Origin of the sequence: Burkholderia anthinoferrum, from assembly GCF_002925705.1 — a bacterium.
GTDB classification, from domain to species: domain Bacteria; phylum Pseudomonadota; class Gammaproteobacteria; order Burkholderiales; family Burkholderiaceae; genus Burkholderia; species Burkholderia semiarida.
Genome location: NZ_LFZP01000051.1, coordinates 407,325 through 423,162, shown reverse-complemented (window position 1 = coordinate 423,162; position 15,838 = coordinate 407,325). Strand labels below are relative to the sequence as shown.

The window sequence follows — 15,838 nt, the reverse complement described above, 5'->3', positions numbered from 1 at the left end:
AAGGAAGAATGGCGGCTCTACCTTAAAAACGCCCGCCGCGATGGACGATCTGGACTGGAAGATACTGGCGCTGTTGCAGGACAACGGGCGCATCAGCTATACGGAGCTCGCGCGCCAGGTTCACCTGTCGGTGCCGGCGGTGACGGAGCGCGTGAAGCGTCTTGAAGCAGCCGGCGTGGTCGAAGGCTATACGGCCCGGATCAATCCGTCCGCGGCCGGCTATCCGGTGAGCGCGCTGATCGGCATTACGGTGCCGCAACCGGCGAAAGCGAAGTTCCTCAAGCTGCTGGAGACGATTCCCGAAGTCGTCGAATGCCATCACGTGACGGGCGCGGATTCGTATGTGATGCGGTTCGTCGCCGTCAGCATGGCCCATCTCGAACAGTTGATCGAACGCATCAACCTGTACGGCGAAACGCGCACGTCGATCGTGATGTCGACGCCGCTGCCCGCGCGCGGGCTGGCACGGCCGGCGGCAAGGGCCGATATCGTCAGGAAATGAACGAGCGCGGGCCGCCCCGCCGCCCGCGGCGGTCCCACGACCGTTGACCACGGTCGCCGGTGTGGCACCGACGACACGGGCGACCATGCCGGAAATCGGCGCCGCGCTGGCCCTCGGTTACGTAGCACGTGCAGAGAAAAACCGACGGCGTCGCTCCGTGCACGCGCCGCATCCTCGTCACTGCCGCCTCGCCAGCTTCACGATCGTCAGCGTGCCGTCGACGTTTTCCACTCGAACCCGGACCTTGTCGCCCACATGCAGCGGCGGGATCATCGCCGCGTCGCCGGCCTTGAACGTCATCGTCATCGGCGGCACCCCGAGGTTGTCGAGCGCGCCGTGCTTCAGCGTCACGAGCCGTCGCGCGGCATCGATGTGCTTCACCTCCGCATCGGTCAGCTTCGTGTCCGGCGCGGACATGGTCGTGTCGCGCGGGTTCATGCCGGACATGTCGCCGCCCGCGAGCGCCGGCATGACAACGATCGCCATCGCGCACGACACGGCAACAGCATGAAAGCAGGTCTTCATCGAGCATCTCCCGTCCGGCTCGACATGCTTCTTCCGCGGGCAGGCGCCGCACCTCACACGATCAACGTCACACCGGCCCACGCGATCAGCACGACACCCAGCACACGGCCGATACGATCGCCGCCGGGCAGGACCTTTTCCACGAACACGAACAGCGACAACGCGACGATCCACACGACGTTCATCACGCCGCCGACGAACAACAGCGCCATCAGCAGCCAGCAGCAGCCCACGCAAACCGCACCATGCCGCGCACCCAGCAGGAAACTGCCGGCAACGCCCGGACGCCAGTGCGCGACCAGGAACGCAGCCGGCGCGCGGCATTGCCGCAGACACGCGCGTTTCAGCGGGGAGAATTGATAGAGCCCGGCCAGCGCCAGCACGATGGCGGAAAGGCGCGCGCTCTTCGACCACAGCATCATCGCGGAGATCAGCCCGGCCGGCTGCAGCAGCGCCTGAAGCAGCGCGGCGCCGATCGAGAACGCCAGCCACGTCGTCAGATAGCCGGCCAGCAGCGCCATGGACGTGAACACCGATCCCGCCGCTCCGTCGCCGTGCTGCCGCAGCACGCGCCGGTACAGCATCACGAGCGGGGCGGCGCCGGGCGTCATCATCGCGATCATCATCACCCACCACATCGCGATCACGGTCGGCAGCGACGGATCCATGCTGCCCATGCCGTCCGCCAGGCGATGCGGAAACAGCGCGACGGTCGTCATCTCCCGCGCCGACATGCCGGTTCCCGCACCCGTCCACAGATAGAACCAGCACAGGCCGACGAGCGCGGCCATGCCGAGCAGCGTGACGACTCGCTCGCGCGCGAGCCAGGTATCGACCGGCGTCATGCCGCGGCGCGATGGCGAACCAGCCCGTGGTTGTTCAGATGCAGCCGCGCGAATTGCGCATAGGTTCCGTCGAGATTCAGCGCGATGTTGCCCTGCGAGCGCCCCGTGCCCGAACCGATCTCGGCCAGCTCGTATTCGAAACCGTGCGGCAGGTCGATCCGCACGCGGTGCTCGTCACCGGTCACCGGATTGCGGATGGGTTCGCCGGCCGCGTCGAACACACCGTCCACGTGGATCCGGCCGCGCCGCGCATCGACATCGACGTCGAAATCGATCTTCGTGAAGATCGGCTCGAACGCGTGCTCGAGCGTCGACGCATACACGGAAAACATCGTCGCGAATGGATCGGTATCCTGACCGGTCATGATCTTCAATACGGCGTCGCGCTGCGCCGGACTGGCGCGCTCGTCGACGACCGGCTGGCACTTGCCGTGGCCTTCGTGAACGGCGCCCGGCCACTGGAACACCACCGCGATCCTGACGCCGTCGAGCACCACGTCGCCGTAATGTCCACTGTCGATCGAAATCGCGCCCATCGCTTCGCAGTTGCCGTTGGTCGGCAGCGCATTGAACTGGCAAGGGCAACCGTATGAGCAATTGCAACTGATCATTTCGGTGCCCTGAATCTCCCACGGCGTCATGGCTCCACCTCGCGCTCTGAAACAAACGAACGCTTCGAATCTAGTGCACGCAATGGGGGAAAGCAACGCGGTCATGGCGACGTGAAAACCCTGCGTTCCGGCCTCACGTAAGACGTTTCGGGAGGCCCTCGCCGGGCTGTTGCGAAAACCGTCGCGTCACCCCGTTCTCACACGAACAGCGACGCGACGATCGCACACCACACCGCACCCGCGCCGCACAGAAACACGCGTCGCGCGACGAACATTCGCGACTCGTCGTCGGACGTCTTCATCGGCGATGTGGCGAGAAACGGCACGCGGGCGAGGCACGCGAAACCCGCCAGTGCGGGCACGATCACGACGAAGCCGCCGCATCGCCAGGGCAGCGCTTCGTGCAATCACGTCCCGTCGCGCAGTGCGCGATGCGACGCCCGCAGCCGAAGATCGCCACGATGTCGCCCGACGGCCGCGGACTCAGGCGTTCGTTTCGGGCCCGAATGCGTCGAGCGCGCCGGCTTCGCCCGCGAGCCCATGCGCGTTGTCACGAATTGACAGATTCGATCCGGTCGAGCGGGATGTCGTGCCTGCTCGATCGAGCAGCACGTGCATGACGTCGCTAACCCGGCTTCTTCGCGCCCTGCGCAACGGAAATCCACCCGACCACCGCCGCGGCGACCCAGCAACAGGTGATCATCAGGTCCAGATCCATCCAGCCCTCGAAATTCGTGCTGTTTTCGAAACTGCAGCGCTGATGGCCCCTGACCCACATGCAGCCGCTGATCAACTGCTGGATGTGCATGTAGACGCTGTACACGGCAACGGCCGAAGCGATGACGGCGACCCGCAGGCTTATGCTCTTTTTCATTGACGCTGAAGGCGTGGGATGATCTCGCGACGATCTTAAGCCAATGGCGATGCGTGACGCAATCGATCGGTATCGGCGCCGGTGGTGTACGCGGTGTCATGCATGCAGCCGGCCACGTACGGCGAAATCGTCGCAACGGAGTCGTCGCGCGCGATCGAGCCGGTCACGCTCGGGAACATCGACGCATTCGCTGAAGCACGATTGCGCGTCCGACGGCAATCGCGCATCGTTGTTCATCAAAACCGATGGGCTCGGCGATTATCTTGCCGAAGTACGCGGACGACCATGCCGATGAAGCGCTCGCCGCGGTATGCGACCGGATGAGGATCGACGCAGGCCGTTGACGCACTCGCGACCCGAACGCGGAGTGGCGACCTGAGCGCATGCGCAGGTGCGGGCATGGCGCTTGCACCGCCTGATGCCCTCGCCTGCTGACATGACGCTGGCAGCAGGCGGCGCTCAAAGTTGCACGAGCGCCTGCCGAGGAACGCCGCCATGACCGATACCGCAGCACTCGCCGACCACGCCCTCAAACGCCGCGGCGTGACGCTGATCGCGCTATGCATCGCCGTGCTCGTCGCCCAGGTCGATACGGCCGTCGTCAATCTCGCGACGCGCGCGATCGGCGCCTATTTCCATGCCGGTGTCGGCGCATTGCAGTGGGTCGTCGACAGCTACAACCTCACGTACGCGGTGTTGCTGCTGACGGGTGGCCTGCTCGCCGACCTGTACGGGCGCCGCCGCATCTTCATGGCCGGCACGACGATCTTCACGATCGCGTCGCTGCTGTGCGCGCTGGCGCCGTCGGTGTCGGTGCTGATCGCCGCACGCGCGCTGGCCGGCGTCGGCGCCGCGTTGTTGTTGCCGGCATCGCTTGCGATCGTGCGCGTCGTGTGGCGCGACCCGGTCGAACGCGGTCGAGCGCTCGGCATCTGGGCCGCATGCAATGGCGTCGCGATGGCGATCGGCCCGACGCTCGGTGGCGTGTTGATCCGGCACTTCGGCTGGCGCAGCATCTTTTTCGTCGTCGTGCCGCTGAGCATCGCCGCGATGCTGCTCGCGATCCCGGCCGTGCCCGAGTCGTCCGATCCGCACGGCCGGCATTTCGACGGCGCCGCGCAAGTCGCGGGCGCCCTCGCGCTCGGCGCGCTCGCGTATGCGGCGATCGTGTTCCGCGAAGCGCCGACCGCCTGCGCGATCGCCGGCTGCATCGCGATTGCGTCGTTCGTCGCGTTCGTGGCGATCGAGCGCCGCCACGGCGAAGCCGCCCTGGTACCGCTCGATATTTTCCGGATCGGCGCGTTTCGCGGCGCGATCGCCGCGACCACCGGCATGACGTTCGGAATGTACGGTGTGCTGTTTCTGCTGCCGCTGACGTGGCAGAGCGTCGGCCGCCTCGATTCGATCGGCGCGGGCCTCGCGCTGTTGCCGATGGCGCTCGTGTTCGTCGTCGTATCGCCGTGGTCGGGGCCGCTTTCCGAGCGCATCGGCACGCGCGCGACGACGGCCAGCGGTGTCGCGGTGATCGCAAGCGGGCTCGCCGCGATCGGCGCGTCGGCGGACGCGTCGAGCCTGTTCGGCGCAGAAATCGGCCTCGCGCTGACGGGGCTGGGGATGGGAATCGCGACGGGCCCGTTGATGACCGTTGCGGTCGGCGCCGTCGACGCGACGCGCTCGGGCACCGCCAGCGCGCTCGTCAACGTCGCGCGAATGACTGGCGCGACGCTCGGGATCGCGGTGCTCGGCACGGCGTTCGCCGCCATGCACGGCGGCGCGACCGGCCTGCGGGTGGCGATGTTCGCCGGCGCGGCGGTTCAATTGACGGGCGCGGCGGTGGCGGCAGTTGCCGTACAGCGGTCGGCATGACGCGTGACATGCGCGCTCGGCACACGCGGCGCCGGTAAAGGCGGGGAAACAGAAGAAGCCGCGGCGCGACAGCGCCGCCGACTACCGACGAACGGCACACGATGTGCCGTTCAGCCGGTTCGTCCGGCCACGAGGCCGGACGGGGAACGATCGGTGCGCGCTGCCGCGCGCCGATCGTGGTCGCTTAGCGGCGCGGCTGGCCGCTTCGCGGCGGACGCGGGGAATTCGCGTCCTTGTGCCGGAAGTTGATGCGGCCCTTGGTAAGGTCGTACACCGACAGTTCCAGCGTCACGCGATCGCCCGCGAGAATGCGGATGTGGTTCTTGCGCATGCGGCCCGACGCGTACGCGCCGACCACGACACCGTTTTCCAGCGTGACACGGTATTTGCTGTCCGGCAGCACTTCGTCGACGATTCCGTCCAGTTCCAGCAGTTCTTCTTTTGCCAAACCAATTCCTCCAGACAAGGTGATTGACCGCGGCCGCGGCGACTGCCCGGCGCCGACTCCCGCAAACGGGACGGCGGCCGGCAAGCGGCCGGGATCGGTTCGTTCAGACGGGCCTCGGGCCAGTCTTGCGATCGGTGCCCGGCGCGTTGCGACGTTCGGGCGGTCGGTGGCTGCGGCGCCAGCGGCGCCGCGCAAGTCGGGACCGCGCCAGCTACGGCATGGCGGCGGTCTGCTCGGGTTGATGCGTTCAAGCGGTGATGCGCTCGCGAAACGGCATGCATTTCACGAGGGCGTTGCGTCGCATGCGGTCAGGCATGCGATGAGGGAGGCGTCACGACCGATGCATCGTGAATGTCGCGATGCATCGGTCGTGCGCATCGGAACGCACAGGCTGCCGTCGAGCGGCGCCCGCGCGATACGCTATCCGGCAGCGGCCACCGATGGGCAACCGATGCCGATGCGGCTTACTGCGGCGTGATGTTCGACGCTTGCAGACCCTTCGGGCCGCGCTTCACTTCGAAGCTGACCTTCTGGCCTTCGGCCAGGGTCTTGAAGCCCGTGCCGCGAATTTCCGAGAAATGGGCGAACAGATCGTCGCCGCCGTTGTCCGGGGAAATGAAACCAAAGCCCTTGGTTTCGTTGAACCACTTGACGGTACCGGTATCCACAAATACTTCCTTAATACAAATGACGAATGATGAAGATGCGCCCGTGACGGGCACAGAAAGAATCAAAGAGGGAGAGACCAACGACTGCCGCACGGTGTGCGGCCAATGATGAGCAATCGAACTTCTTGACGACTTCGGTCTCGGACACTACGCGGTCGCGGCCGTTTCGTCAAGTTCTTTTGGTGCAGCGCACAAGCGCGGACCCGCGGGCGCTGCGCAGGATGCCGGCCGGCCAAGGGCGCTACATCGTCTGTTGGGACGGGAGGACCGCCCCTGCGACGCTAGTCGAATGGATTCAGCAACCGGACGCCGGTGCGAGCGAAATCGTCGACGTTGCGCGTGACGACCGTCAGATCGTTGATCAGCGCGGTGGCCGCGATCAGCTTGTCGAGCTCATGCGTCGGATCCGGCACGCGCAAATGCCCCCACATCTGGCTGGTCTCGACATCGACCGGCAGGATGTTCGGCGCATAGCCGGACAGGATCATCGCCACCCAGGCCTCGAGCGCCGACGCCTGACTGTGATCGCCGCGATGACGGATCAGGTCGACACCGCGCCGCAGTTCGGCCACCGTCACGACCGACAGGTAAAGCGGGCTGTCGGCTTCGGCCTGCCGGAAGAACGCCCGCACGCCCCGGTTGGTTCGCTTGCCCTTCCTGTGATGTCGTCTTGGCTCAAAAATTCCAGTCGGACACGGCGCCTTGCAGTCAGTAAAATCAAGCATTTGTCATATGCTTCTGAACGGCATGCCTGCTGGTTACCATACGTGCCGGAAAGACCGGAAACCTTACCATGAGCTCCAATAACCAAAACGCCTTCACCTTCCTGCGTCTGTTGGCCGCATATGCAGTGATCGTCACCCACAGCTACGTCGTGCTCGGACTGCCGCATGACTGGCTTGAGGCGCATGGCTTCCCGCAGTTCAGTGAGTTCGGTGTGAGCGCGTTCTTCGCGATCAGCGGGTACCTTGTGTGTAAGTCGCTGCAACGGAACCCGAATTCGATCGTCTATCTGCGCAACCGCGCGCTGCGCATCTTCCCGGGCCTGGCGGTTTTGCTACTGCTGACGATCTTCGTCGCCGGCCCGATCATGACGCATACGTGGTTGCCCGAGTGGCTCGAATACATGACAAACCTGTCGATGTACCAGCTCGTCCCGACGCTCCCCCACTTCTTCGCGACGAACCCGGTTCCCGTCATCAACGGCTCACTCTGGACGTTGTCGCTCGAGGTAACGTGCTATCTGATGCTGCTTGGCGTATCGTGGGCCGGAGCATTGAACTGGAAGGGGCTATTGCTGATGCTGATCGGCTGTTACGTGGCGCTGATGGGTGATTTGCTCTGGCAAGGGAACAATCTGATCGGCGTGAACACCTTCCAGCTTTCTCGCCTTGGCGTGTTCTTCTGGGGAGGAGCGTTTCTCGCGACCGTAACCTTGCCGCGTAGCTGGATCCTGTGGACAGCTTCGGTCTTGCTGGCCCTGCTGCCCTTCTATCTGTTCGCGTCCCATTCAGACTGGAAGATCAGGGCGTACGCCTTCAACCTGCTGCTGCCGTTCGTTGTCATTTTCGCGGCGGAACGCCTGCCCAGGCTGGCGTTCCTGAACCGCTTCGACATTTCGTACGGCGTTTATATCTACGCGTTCCTCGTGCAACAGATTCTGGTATGGCACTTCGGAACCGGCATCGGCCCGACCAAGCTATCTCTTTTCACCGTCGCGATCGTCACCCCACTCGCCGCTGCTTCGTGGTTCCTCGTAGAGAAGCCAGCGCTCGCGCTGAAAAGCAGATTCGCCGGCTTTCGGAGGAAAGACGTGCAAACGTCTTCTGCATAGCAGTGCCACGCATTGACACGCGACACCTCGACGACATAACCCGCGCACGGACGTCGATCATGCCGGCCGCCTCCTGATTCATATCCGTTGTTCGTGAAGGATTCTGGCCGGGCCGATGTGGCGTTAGATCGTCTGTCGGGGACGAGGAAAGCGAGCGCTAAAAGACGAGGATTGCTGCGCGAAAGGCACGCCGGAGGCGTTTCGATGCTCGGAGCGTGACATGTAGCTGCCGTGTTGGCCCTGCCACGGGAGCCGGCGTCGGGCGGGCCGACCGCCGCCCGTCCCGGCTTCTCGGGATGGTGGACCGCCCCTGCTACGCTAGTCGAATGGATTCAGCAGCCGGACGCCGGTGCGAGCGAAATCGTCGACGTTGCGCGTGACGACCGTCAGATCGTTGATCAGCGCGGTGGCCGCGATCAGCTTGTCGAGCTCATGCGTCGGATCCGGCACGCGCAAATGCCCCCACATCTGGCTGGTCTCGACATCGACCGGCAGGATGTTCGGCGCATAGCCGGACAGGATCATCGCCACCCAGGCCTCGAGCGCCGACGCCTGACTGTGATCGCCGCGATGACGGATCAGGTCGACACCGCGCCGCAGCTCGGCCACCGTCACGACCGACAGGTAAAGCGGGCTCGCGTCGGCTTCGGCCTGCCGGAAGAACGCCCGCACGCCCCGGTTGGTTCGCTTGCCCTTCCTGATTTCGCTGATGACGTTCGTATCAATCAAAAACACGGCCGACCTCGCCTGAATCCTGAACACGTTGGAAATCCGCGTCTTCGCCAACCTCCGGCATGCTCATCAGCACCTGCGCGAATGTCCGCCGCTTCGGCCGACCGAGCGCTTCGGCCAGAATGGCTCGATGTTCGGCCTCGGCGCTCCTGCCGTTGGCCGCTGCCTGCTCACGCAGGCTTTGAACGATAGTGTCATCCACGTTACGCACCAGAAGATTTGCCATGAGTACCTCCATCCAGATTTGCTATCAATGATAGCGTCACGAGGGTAAATTGCAAGCGTTGCTATCACTCTTGTAACCGGATGGACACGGGAGTCGACGCGAACCGGCGGCAACGGACGGCGAGCATTCGCCCCCTTTCGCCGCTGGCCCGACGCATCGACCTGCTGTCGCTCAAGGTAAGCCGGAGCGGGACGATGTGGAAGCCGGCCGAACGGCCAGTGTGGCGCCCATGGATCACGATGCGCGTTGGCCCGCGAGGAACGCAATTTGCGACGCAGCCCTCGTCGGCGACATGCGCGACGACCGCGGCCCGTCGCGTCGATTCGCGCTGAAACATCGTGTTGCATAACCGACCGCGGGCATCGCTATCGTTTGATACCATCAGACCACAAGACCGGCGATCGAACGCCGTGCGAAGCGCGCAGAAGACCTTGCATCGACGCGGACCCTCCGTGCCTGAAATCCCGATCCAAGACACGAGACGCTCTTCAGTGGACCTTGTTACGCCAACGCTGGAAACCCTCTTCTCCCCGACACCCGACAAACTCTACTTCCCGGCCTGCCTTGCGGCCGTGGCGATCATTGCGTGGCTCGTCGCCCGACACGTACCGTTCTACCGATCGGCCGTCGACAAGTCGCTGTCGATGCGCTATCGCAATCTCGACGGTTTCCGCGGCATCCTGGCCACCTCCGTGGTCTTTCATCACTTCGCGTGCAACCAGGCGTTGCTGTCGACCGGCGTCTGGGGCGCCGGCACCGAATTCCTGCGCAATCTCGGGACGATCCCCGTCGCGATGTTCTTCATGGTCACCGGGCTGCTGTTCTGGGAACGTGCATGCCGAGGCACGCTCGACGTGCGGACTTTCTTCGTCGGGCGCGTGCGGCGCCTCGCGCCGCTCTATCTGTTTTACGCGGCCGTCATCGTCGCATGCACGCTTTACTGGTTTCCCCGCAACGCCGTCGGCGCACCGACGCAGTTGCTGGCCGACCTGCTCAAGACCGTTTCGCTCGGCTGGTTCGGGGCATTCCCGATCAACGGAGCAGAGCGCACGCCCTATCTGAGCGGCGTCTGGTGGACCCTCGCCTACGAATGGCGGTTCTACGTCGCCGTTCCGTTTCTCGCGTGGTTCGTCGCCACGCGTGCGTGGCGCAAGCTGCTCGCGCTCGCGATCGTCACGGCCTGCGCCGCGCTGTACGGGCCGCCGGGCGGCATGGCGCTGCTGTTCGCGTTCGGCGCCGTGGCCTACGAGGTGTCGCGACATCCCGCGATCCGCGCGCGGCTGGCCACGAAACCGGCGGCAACCGTCGCGCTGCTGATCCTCGCGACGTCTCCGTCCCCGGCCGAACGCTATTCGATCGAAGGCGCGCTGCCGCTGCTTCCGGTGTTTCTCTGCATCGCCAGCGGAAACACGTTCTACGGCGTGCTCAAGACCCGGCCGCTCGCGCTGCTCGGCACCACCAGTTTCAGCATCTACATGATCCACATGGTGATCGTGTACATGATCATCCATGCGTTCAACAAGTTCGTTTTCCCGATCAATTCGGCCGGCGACTCGGGCATCTGGGCGCTCGCACTCGCATGCGCGCTGATTGCCGTCCTGTGTGCGCTGCTGACTTACCGCTACGTCGAGCATCCGTTCATCGCCACGCGCAACGACGCACGCCCGGCCCGCGGCGCGCCCGAGCGAACGCGCGTCCGCCGCGTCGAGCACCGTCCGTCCGACGAGGAACATGTCGTCGATGCAGTAGGCGAAACCGCTTCCCGATGACGAGCGGAATCGGTACCATCGGGCGATCGACGTCCGGCCGCCGCCGTGCGACCATGCAGCGGCGCCGCTCACGCCGGACTTCCGTACCACCGATTTCGCCATGTCCCGGGAACCCACACATTCCGCGCTGCTCTGGATCGTCGCCGCTGCCTTCTTCATGCAGTCGCTCGATACGACGATCGTCAACACGGCGCTGCCTTCGATCGCCCAAAGCCTGCATGCGTCGCCGCTCGCGATGCAGCCCGTCGTGGTCGTCTACACGCTGACGATGGCGATGCTCACACCGGCATCCGGCTGGCTCGCCGACCGGTTCGGCACGCGCCGCGTGTTCTCGGTCGCGATCCTCGTGTTCGTGCTCGCGTCGATCGGCTGCGCGGCGTCGCACACGCTCGGCCAGCTCGTCGTCGCGCGCGCCGTGCAGGGCATCGGCGGCTCGATGCTGCTGCCGATCGGGCGGCTCGCCGTGCTGCGCCGCGTGCCGGGCGAACAGTACGTCGCGGCCATCGCGTTCGTGTCGATCGCCGGGCAGCTCGGCCCGATCGTCGGGCCGACGCTCGGCGGCTGGCTCACACAGGCGATTTCGTGGCACTGGGTGTTCATCGTCAACGTGCCGGTCGGTGTGGTCGGCTTCATCGCCGTGCAGCGCTACCTGCCGCACGACCAGGCGACGCAGCCGCCACCGTTCGACTTCGTCGGCTGTGCGCTGCTGTCGGCCGCGATGATCGCGCTGTCGCTGGCGATCGACCCGCCGATGTCCGCGCATCGCGCCGCGTGGGCGGCCGCGCTCGCCGGGCTCGGGCTGGCGAGCGCGCTTGCGTACCTGCCTCACGCGCGGCGACGCACGCAGCCGCTGTTCCGCCTCGGGCTGTTCCGCGAGCCGAACTTCGGGTCGGGGCTGCTCGGCAACCTGCTGTGCCGGATCGGCACGAGTTCGGTACCGTTCATGCTGCCGCTGCTGATGCAAGTGCAGCTCGGCTATACGCCGCTGCAGTCGGGGCTGATGATGCTGCCGGCCGCGATCGCGGGCGTCATCGCGAAGCGGTGGATCGCGCCGCTCGTGAAGCGCTTCGGCTATGCAGCGTTTCTGGTCGTGAATACGGGGATCGTCGGCTGCGCGATCGCAGGGTTCGCGCTGGTGTCGGCGCGGCCCGCGCCGGTGCTGGAAGGTGCGCTGCTGATCGTGTTCGGCGCCGCGAATTCGATGCAGTTCGCGGCGATGAACGGCGTGACGCTCAAGGGGCTGTCGCATGCCGACGCCGGCAGCGGCAACAGCCTGTTCACGATGATGCAGATGCTCGCGATGGGTTTGGGCGTGTCGATCGGCGGCGGACTCGTCAACCTGTTCGCCACTTATCGGGGCTCGACGGCGCACGGGTTCATGCTGTCGTTTGCCTGCATGGGTGCGGTGACGCTGCTGTCGTCCGTCGTGTTCCGGCGGATCGATACGGCCGCGCCGGCGGCCGGTACCGCGGCGCGCCCTTCCGCGTGATCGCGGCCGTCAGTTCACCTGGCGGCGCTCGACGACGCGCTTGAGCACCCAGCGGATCGACGAAGCGTCGGCCGGCGGCCGCGCGACGCGGTATTCGTCGACTTCGAGCGTGTACAGGTAGCCGGGCTGGTACGCGAACCCTTCGATTCCCGCGTACCACAGGCTCCACGGCTCGCTCGGGCTGCCGCGCACCTGCAGGCACTCCATCGGCGCGACGCCCGTGCAGCGCGCGGACTGCGGCGCGACGTAGACGGTTTTGGTCACCGGCTTGCCGTCGGCCGGGCGAGCGGCATTCGGCGCGGTGGCCGCCGCGTCGGTCTGGCATCCGGCGACGAGCATGCTGCCGGCAATGGCGGCCACGCCAAGCAGCGTTCGGGTCTTGTGAATCATCGGGCATGCCTCTGGGAGCGTTGCAGGGCCAATTAGACGAGCCACCCGGCGAGAAGGTTCACAAACACCTTGCAGAACGCGTTCGGCCATTCCGGTTTGTCGGATGTCGCGTGCGAGCCGATACGTTACCGCCTCCCGGGCCCGCGGCGTGCATCGTCACCGGCCACGCGATCGCCATCGACGGCCGCTTCACCGGGTAGTGATCGTGTACCATCGGCGCTTCCCGACACGCTTCGACGCACTGCCTTCGTTCGCCGACCACGCCCGCGCGGTTCGCGCAGCGCGTTCCTTCGCATGACCTCATCCGCTCTGTCCGACACTGCACTCCGCCCGCTGCCGATCGATACGCTCGCCGTGCCGGCCGCGCTCGACGGACGCACGGGCACCAACCGCTCGGGCAGCGCGCATCCGCAGATCGCCGCGACCAACGACCTCGACGCCGTGCGCGCGTGGCTCGCCCGCTTCGTCGATACGCCGACCACGTTCCAGAACTACCGCAAGGAAGCCGAGCGCCTGCTGCTGTGGGCCGTGATCGCGTGCGGCAAGCCGCTGTCGTCGCTCACGCACGAGGATCTCGTCGTGTACCGGCAATTCCTGCTCGCGCCCGCGCCGGCCGAGGTGTGGTGCGCGAACGGCGGCCGCAAGCATCCGCGCGACGATCCGCGCTGGCGGCCGTTTTACGGGCCGCTGTCGGCGGCCAGCCAGCGACAGGCGCTGGTGATCCTGAACGTGATGTTCTCGTGGCTCGTGCAGGCCGGCTATCTGGCCGGCAACCCGCTCGCGTTGTCGCGACAGCGGCAGCGCCGGCCCGCGCCGCGCGTCACGCGCCATCTCGGGCAGCCGCTGTGGCAATCGGTGAAGGACGCGATCGCCGCGATGCCGCGCGACGATGCGCGCGCGTGCTTTCATGCGGATCGCGCGCGCTGGCTGTTCACGCTGCTGTATCTCGGCGGGCTGCGCATCACCGAAGCAGCCGATACGACGATGGGCCAGTTCTTCTGCCGACGCGACGCGAGCGGGCACGAGCGCTGGTGGCTCGACGTGACGGGCAAAGGCGGCCGGCAGCGGCTCGTGCCGGCCACCGACGAGATGATGGCCGAGCTGGTGCGCTACCGGCGCGCGCATGGCCTGCCCGCGCTGCCGCTTGCCGGCGAACCGACCCCGCTCGTGCTGCCGGTCGGCCAGGCGCGCAAGCGGCTCACGCGCGCGGCGCTGCACCGGATCGTGAAGCAGGTGTTCCGGTACGCGGCCGATCGGCTGCGCGCGAACGGCGAAGCCGGCGAACAGGCGGCGCGCGTGCTCGAACAGGCGTCCGCGCACTGGCTGCGCCACAGTGCAGGCTCGCACATGGCCGACGGCCGCGTCGACCTGCGGCTCGTGCGCGACAACCTCGGGCATGTGTCGCTCACGACGACGAGCCAGTATCTTCACGCGGACGACGACTGGCGGCATCGCGAGACGGAGGAGAAGCACCGGATCGGGTGGGACTGAACACCTGGCCGGCGCACCGCGACTCGGTGAACGAGGTCGAGCCCGCCCCAAACGCGTCGTGGTTGCACTTCGCACGATTGCTTGCCGCACGCATGTCGAGCTCGCCGCGCGACGCGTCGACACGCGTGCCGTGTCAGTACACGGCGACCCAGTGCCCCGGCACCCACGCCCAGTGATTGCCGGCCCACCGGTAATGCCCCTTCGCCCACCGATAGCCGGGCGCGGGCGGCGGCGGCGCCACCTCGACGACGGGCGCGGGCTGGGGTGGCCGCACGGGCTCGACCACGCAGGCGGACATCAGCGCGGCACTTGCGCTCACCAGCATGGCCAGCGAAACGGATCGGATCTTCATTGTCGATTTCTCCCTGTTGTGTAATGAGTTGATCGGGCCGCGCACGGCATGCACCGCGTCACGCGACCCCGCGAATCAGGCCGCTCATCGGCCGTATCGCGCCGCTTTCCGCGAACAACGCGGACGCGGTGCGGCGCGGGTCGAGCCCAAGGCTGTCGGCGGCCGCGCCCGCGATCAGCGCGTCGAGCGACGCGGTCGGTTTCAGGTCGCGCCCTTCGTACAGGTCGCCGGGCCGCAGCCCCGGCCAGTCGGCGATCACACGCCCGCCTGCGACCGCGCCGCCCGCGAGCATCGCGACCGACGCCTGCCCATGATCGGTGCCGCCCGTGCCGTTCGCCGCGGCCGTGCGGCCGAACTCGGTCGCGACCAGCACCGTGGTCTGCTGCCATGCCGGCCCGAGGCCGTCGCGCAGTGCGGCGAGCATCGTATCGAGCGCCTTCAACTGATTCGCGAGCCGCGCGTTCTGCGCGCTGTGCGTATCCCAACCGCTCGTCTCGATCATCGCGATCCGCGGCCCGTCGTCGCGCGCGAGAAACGTCGCGGCGAGCTTGCCGACGCCGGCCGGGTCCTGCCGCGCATGCGCGTCGCCTGCGAGGCCGCGCGCTTCCATCGCCGACTGCCACAACGGGCCGAGCTGTGCGTCGGCTTCGTAGAGCGCCGACACGCGCGTGAGCAGATCGTCCGGCGCGGCCGGCAAACCGGACGGCGCATACGACGCGGCCTGCACCGTGCCGCGCAGCGCAAGCGGCACGGTCGGCGCGAACGCGATTGCGCTGTCGCGCGTCGCCGGCAGCAGCGCGGCGAGCCGGTTCAGCCAGCCGTCCTTCACCTGGTACGGCGCACGGCCGCCCGTTTCGAGCACGTTCTGGCCGTCGAAATGCGAGCGGTCGCGATACGGCGACGCGATCGCATGGACGAACAGCGCGTGGCCGTCGCGGTACAACTGCGCGGTCTGCGCGAGCGACGGATGCAGCGCGAACGTGCCGTCGAGCCGCGTCGCCGCCGCCGTGTCGATCGCGAGCGGGCCGCGCAGCGACGCATACGCGGGCTCCGCATACGGGACGACGATGTTCAGGCCGTCGGCCGCGCCGCGCTGGATCACGAACACGAAGCGCCGGTCGGTTTCGACATTCGCGAATACGATCCGCGGCGCGACGAGGATCGCGCCCGCGCCGGCGGCGGCAACGCTGAGGAATTGTCGGCGGGACAGTGCCAT

At 66.6% G+C, this 15,838-nt stretch carries 20 protein-coding genes; 7 read left to right on the top strand and 13 right to left on the bottom strand.

Annotation, left to right across the window (positions count from 1 at the left end; genetic code table 11):
* Positions 1 to 40 precede the first annotated feature (40 nt).
* On the top strand, positions 41 to 502 hold the full coding sequence (locus tag C5F75_RS22415) for an Lrp/AsnC family transcriptional regulator (protein ID WP_059585082.1): 462 nt from the start codon (positions 41 to 43) through the stop codon (positions 500 to 502).
* 177 nt (positions 503 to 679) lie between these two features.
* Here the strand turns inward: C5F75_RS22415 and C5F75_RS22410 are convergent, their stop codons facing one another.
* From C5F75_RS22410 to C5F75_RS22390, 5 genes are all read right to left on the bottom strand, one after another.
* Complete coding sequence (locus C5F75_RS22410; protein WP_104012746.1) at positions 680 to 1,027, bottom strand: copper-binding protein; 348 nt, start codon at positions 1,025 to 1,027, stop codon at positions 680 to 682.
* Positions 1,028 to 1,080: 53 nt separating this feature from the next.
* On the bottom strand, positions 1,081 to 1,872 hold the full coding sequence (locus C5F75_RS22405) for a DUF2182 domain-containing protein (protein ID WP_104012745.1): 792 nt from the start codon (positions 1,870 to 1,872) through the stop codon (positions 1,081 to 1,083).
* On the bottom strand, positions 1,869 to 2,513 hold the full coding sequence (locus tag C5F75_RS22400) for a DUF1326 domain-containing protein (RefSeq protein ID WP_059585079.1): 645 nt from the start codon (positions 2,511 to 2,513) through the stop codon (positions 1,869 to 1,871). Before C5F75_RS22400 ends, C5F75_RS22405 begins: the two co-directional genes overlap by 4 nt.
* 167 nt (positions 2,514 to 2,680) lie before the next feature.
* The gene (locus C5F75_RS22395; RefSeq protein ID WP_104012744.1) at positions 2,681 to 2,890 is read right to left on the bottom strand and encodes a hypothetical protein; all 210 of its coding nucleotides are present in this window, start codon (positions 2,888 to 2,890) and stop codon (positions 2,681 to 2,683) included.
* 218 nt (positions 2,891 to 3,108) lie between these two features.
* Positions 3,109 to 3,357 (bottom strand): hypothetical protein, encoded by a 249-nt coding sequence (locus tag C5F75_RS22390; RefSeq protein ID WP_059585077.1) that lies wholly within the window; start codon positions 3,355 to 3,357, stop codon positions 3,109 to 3,111.
* Positions 3,358 to 3,459: 102 nt separating this feature from the next.
* On the opposite strand from C5F75_RS22390, the gene C5F75_RS37680 reads away from it, so the two are divergent.
* Both C5F75_RS37680 and C5F75_RS22380 read left to right on the top strand, forming a co-directional pair.
* On the top strand, positions 3,460 to 3,681 hold the full coding sequence (locus tag C5F75_RS37680; protein WP_104012766.1) for a hypothetical protein: 222 nt from the start codon (positions 3,460 to 3,462) through the stop codon (positions 3,679 to 3,681).
* A gap of 171 nt (positions 3,682 to 3,852) precedes the next feature.
* Positions 3,853 to 5,223, top strand: a complete 1,371-nt coding sequence (locus C5F75_RS22380) for an MFS transporter (protein ID WP_060009377.1) — start codon at positions 3,853 to 3,855, stop codon at positions 5,221 to 5,223.
* 184 nt (positions 5,224 to 5,407) lie between these two features.
* Here the strand turns inward: C5F75_RS22380 and infA are convergent, their stop codons facing one another.
* The 3 genes from infA to C5F75_RS22365 all read right to left on the bottom strand — a co-directional run bounded on the left by infA (position 5,408) and on the right by C5F75_RS22365 (position 6,971).
* Complete coding sequence (infA, locus tag C5F75_RS22375; protein WP_006483034.1) at positions 5,408 to 5,671, bottom strand: translation initiation factor IF-1; 264 nt, start codon at positions 5,669 to 5,671, stop codon at positions 5,408 to 5,410.
* Positions 5,672 to 6,135: 464 nt separating this feature from the next.
* A complete protein-coding gene (locus C5F75_RS22370; protein WP_006483056.1) occupies positions 6,136 to 6,339 on the bottom strand; it encodes a cold-shock protein in 204 nt (67 codons plus the stop codon).
* Positions 6,340 to 6,620: 281 nt separating this feature from the next.
* A complete protein-coding gene (locus C5F75_RS22365) occupies positions 6,621 to 6,971 on the bottom strand; it encodes a type II toxin-antitoxin system VapC family toxin (protein WP_226093947.1) in 351 nt (116 codons plus the stop codon).
* A gap of 161 nt (positions 6,972 to 7,132) precedes the next feature.
* Between C5F75_RS22365 and C5F75_RS22360 the strand changes: the two genes are divergently transcribed.
* Positions 7,133 to 8,173, top strand: a complete 1,041-nt coding sequence (locus C5F75_RS22360) for an acyltransferase family protein (protein WP_059585075.1) — start codon at positions 7,133 to 7,135, stop codon at positions 8,171 to 8,173.
* Positions 8,174 to 8,491: 318 nt separating this feature from the next.
* On the opposite strand, the gene C5F75_RS22355 is transcribed toward C5F75_RS22360, so the two are convergent.
* Entirely contained in the window at positions 8,492 to 8,908 is a 417-nt protein-coding gene (locus C5F75_RS22355) for a type II toxin-antitoxin system VapC family toxin (protein ID WP_179231777.1), read from the bottom strand.
* On the bottom strand, positions 8,895 to 9,131 hold the full coding sequence (locus C5F75_RS22350; RefSeq protein WP_059585143.1) for a FitA-like ribbon-helix-helix domain-containing protein: 237 nt from the start codon (positions 9,129 to 9,131) through the stop codon (positions 8,895 to 8,897). Before C5F75_RS22350 ends, C5F75_RS22355 begins: the two co-directional genes overlap by 14 nt.
* Positions 9,132 to 9,622: 491 nt before the next feature.
* Between C5F75_RS22350 and C5F75_RS22345 the strand changes: the two genes are divergently transcribed.
* Together C5F75_RS22345 and C5F75_RS22340 are read left to right on the top strand one after the other, a co-directional pair.
* A complete protein-coding gene (locus tag C5F75_RS22345) occupies positions 9,623 to 10,900 on the top strand; it encodes an acyltransferase family protein (RefSeq protein WP_059585073.1) in 1,278 nt (425 codons plus the stop codon).
* 100 nt (positions 10,901 to 11,000) lie between these two features.
* Positions 11,001 to 12,389: a DHA2 family efflux MFS transporter permease subunit gene (locus C5F75_RS22340; protein ID WP_059585072.1), complete on the top strand. Its 1,389-nt coding sequence runs from the start codon at positions 11,001 to 11,003 to the stop codon at positions 12,387 to 12,389.
* 9 nt (positions 12,390 to 12,398) lie between these two features.
* Here C5F75_RS22340 and C5F75_RS22335 read toward each other — a convergent pair whose 3' ends face one another.
* On the bottom strand, positions 12,399 to 12,779 hold the full coding sequence (locus tag C5F75_RS22335; RefSeq protein WP_059585071.1) for a DUF4377 domain-containing protein: 381 nt from the start codon (positions 12,777 to 12,779) through the stop codon (positions 12,399 to 12,401).
* 294 nt (positions 12,780 to 13,073) lie between these two features.
* Between C5F75_RS22335 and C5F75_RS22330 the strand changes: the two genes are divergently transcribed.
* On the top strand, positions 13,074 to 14,270 hold the full coding sequence (locus C5F75_RS22330) for a tyrosine-type recombinase/integrase (RefSeq protein WP_059585070.1): 1,197 nt from the start codon (positions 13,074 to 13,076) through the stop codon (positions 14,268 to 14,270).
* A gap of 133 nt (positions 14,271 to 14,403) precedes the next feature.
* Here C5F75_RS22330 and C5F75_RS22325 read toward each other — a convergent pair whose 3' ends face one another.
* Both C5F75_RS22325 and C5F75_RS22320 read right to left on the bottom strand, forming a co-directional pair.
* Positions 14,404 to 14,622 carry a YXWGXW repeat-containing protein gene (locus C5F75_RS22325; protein WP_059585069.1) on the bottom strand — a complete coding sequence of 73 codons (219 nt, stop codon included), beginning with the start codon at positions 14,620 to 14,622 and terminating at the stop codon, positions 14,404 to 14,406.
* Between the two features lie 58 nt (positions 14,623 to 14,680).
* Positions 14,681 to 15,838: a DUF1501 domain-containing protein gene (locus C5F75_RS22320; protein WP_059585068.1), complete on the bottom strand. Its 1,158-nt coding sequence runs from the start codon at positions 15,836 to 15,838 to the stop codon at positions 14,681 to 14,683.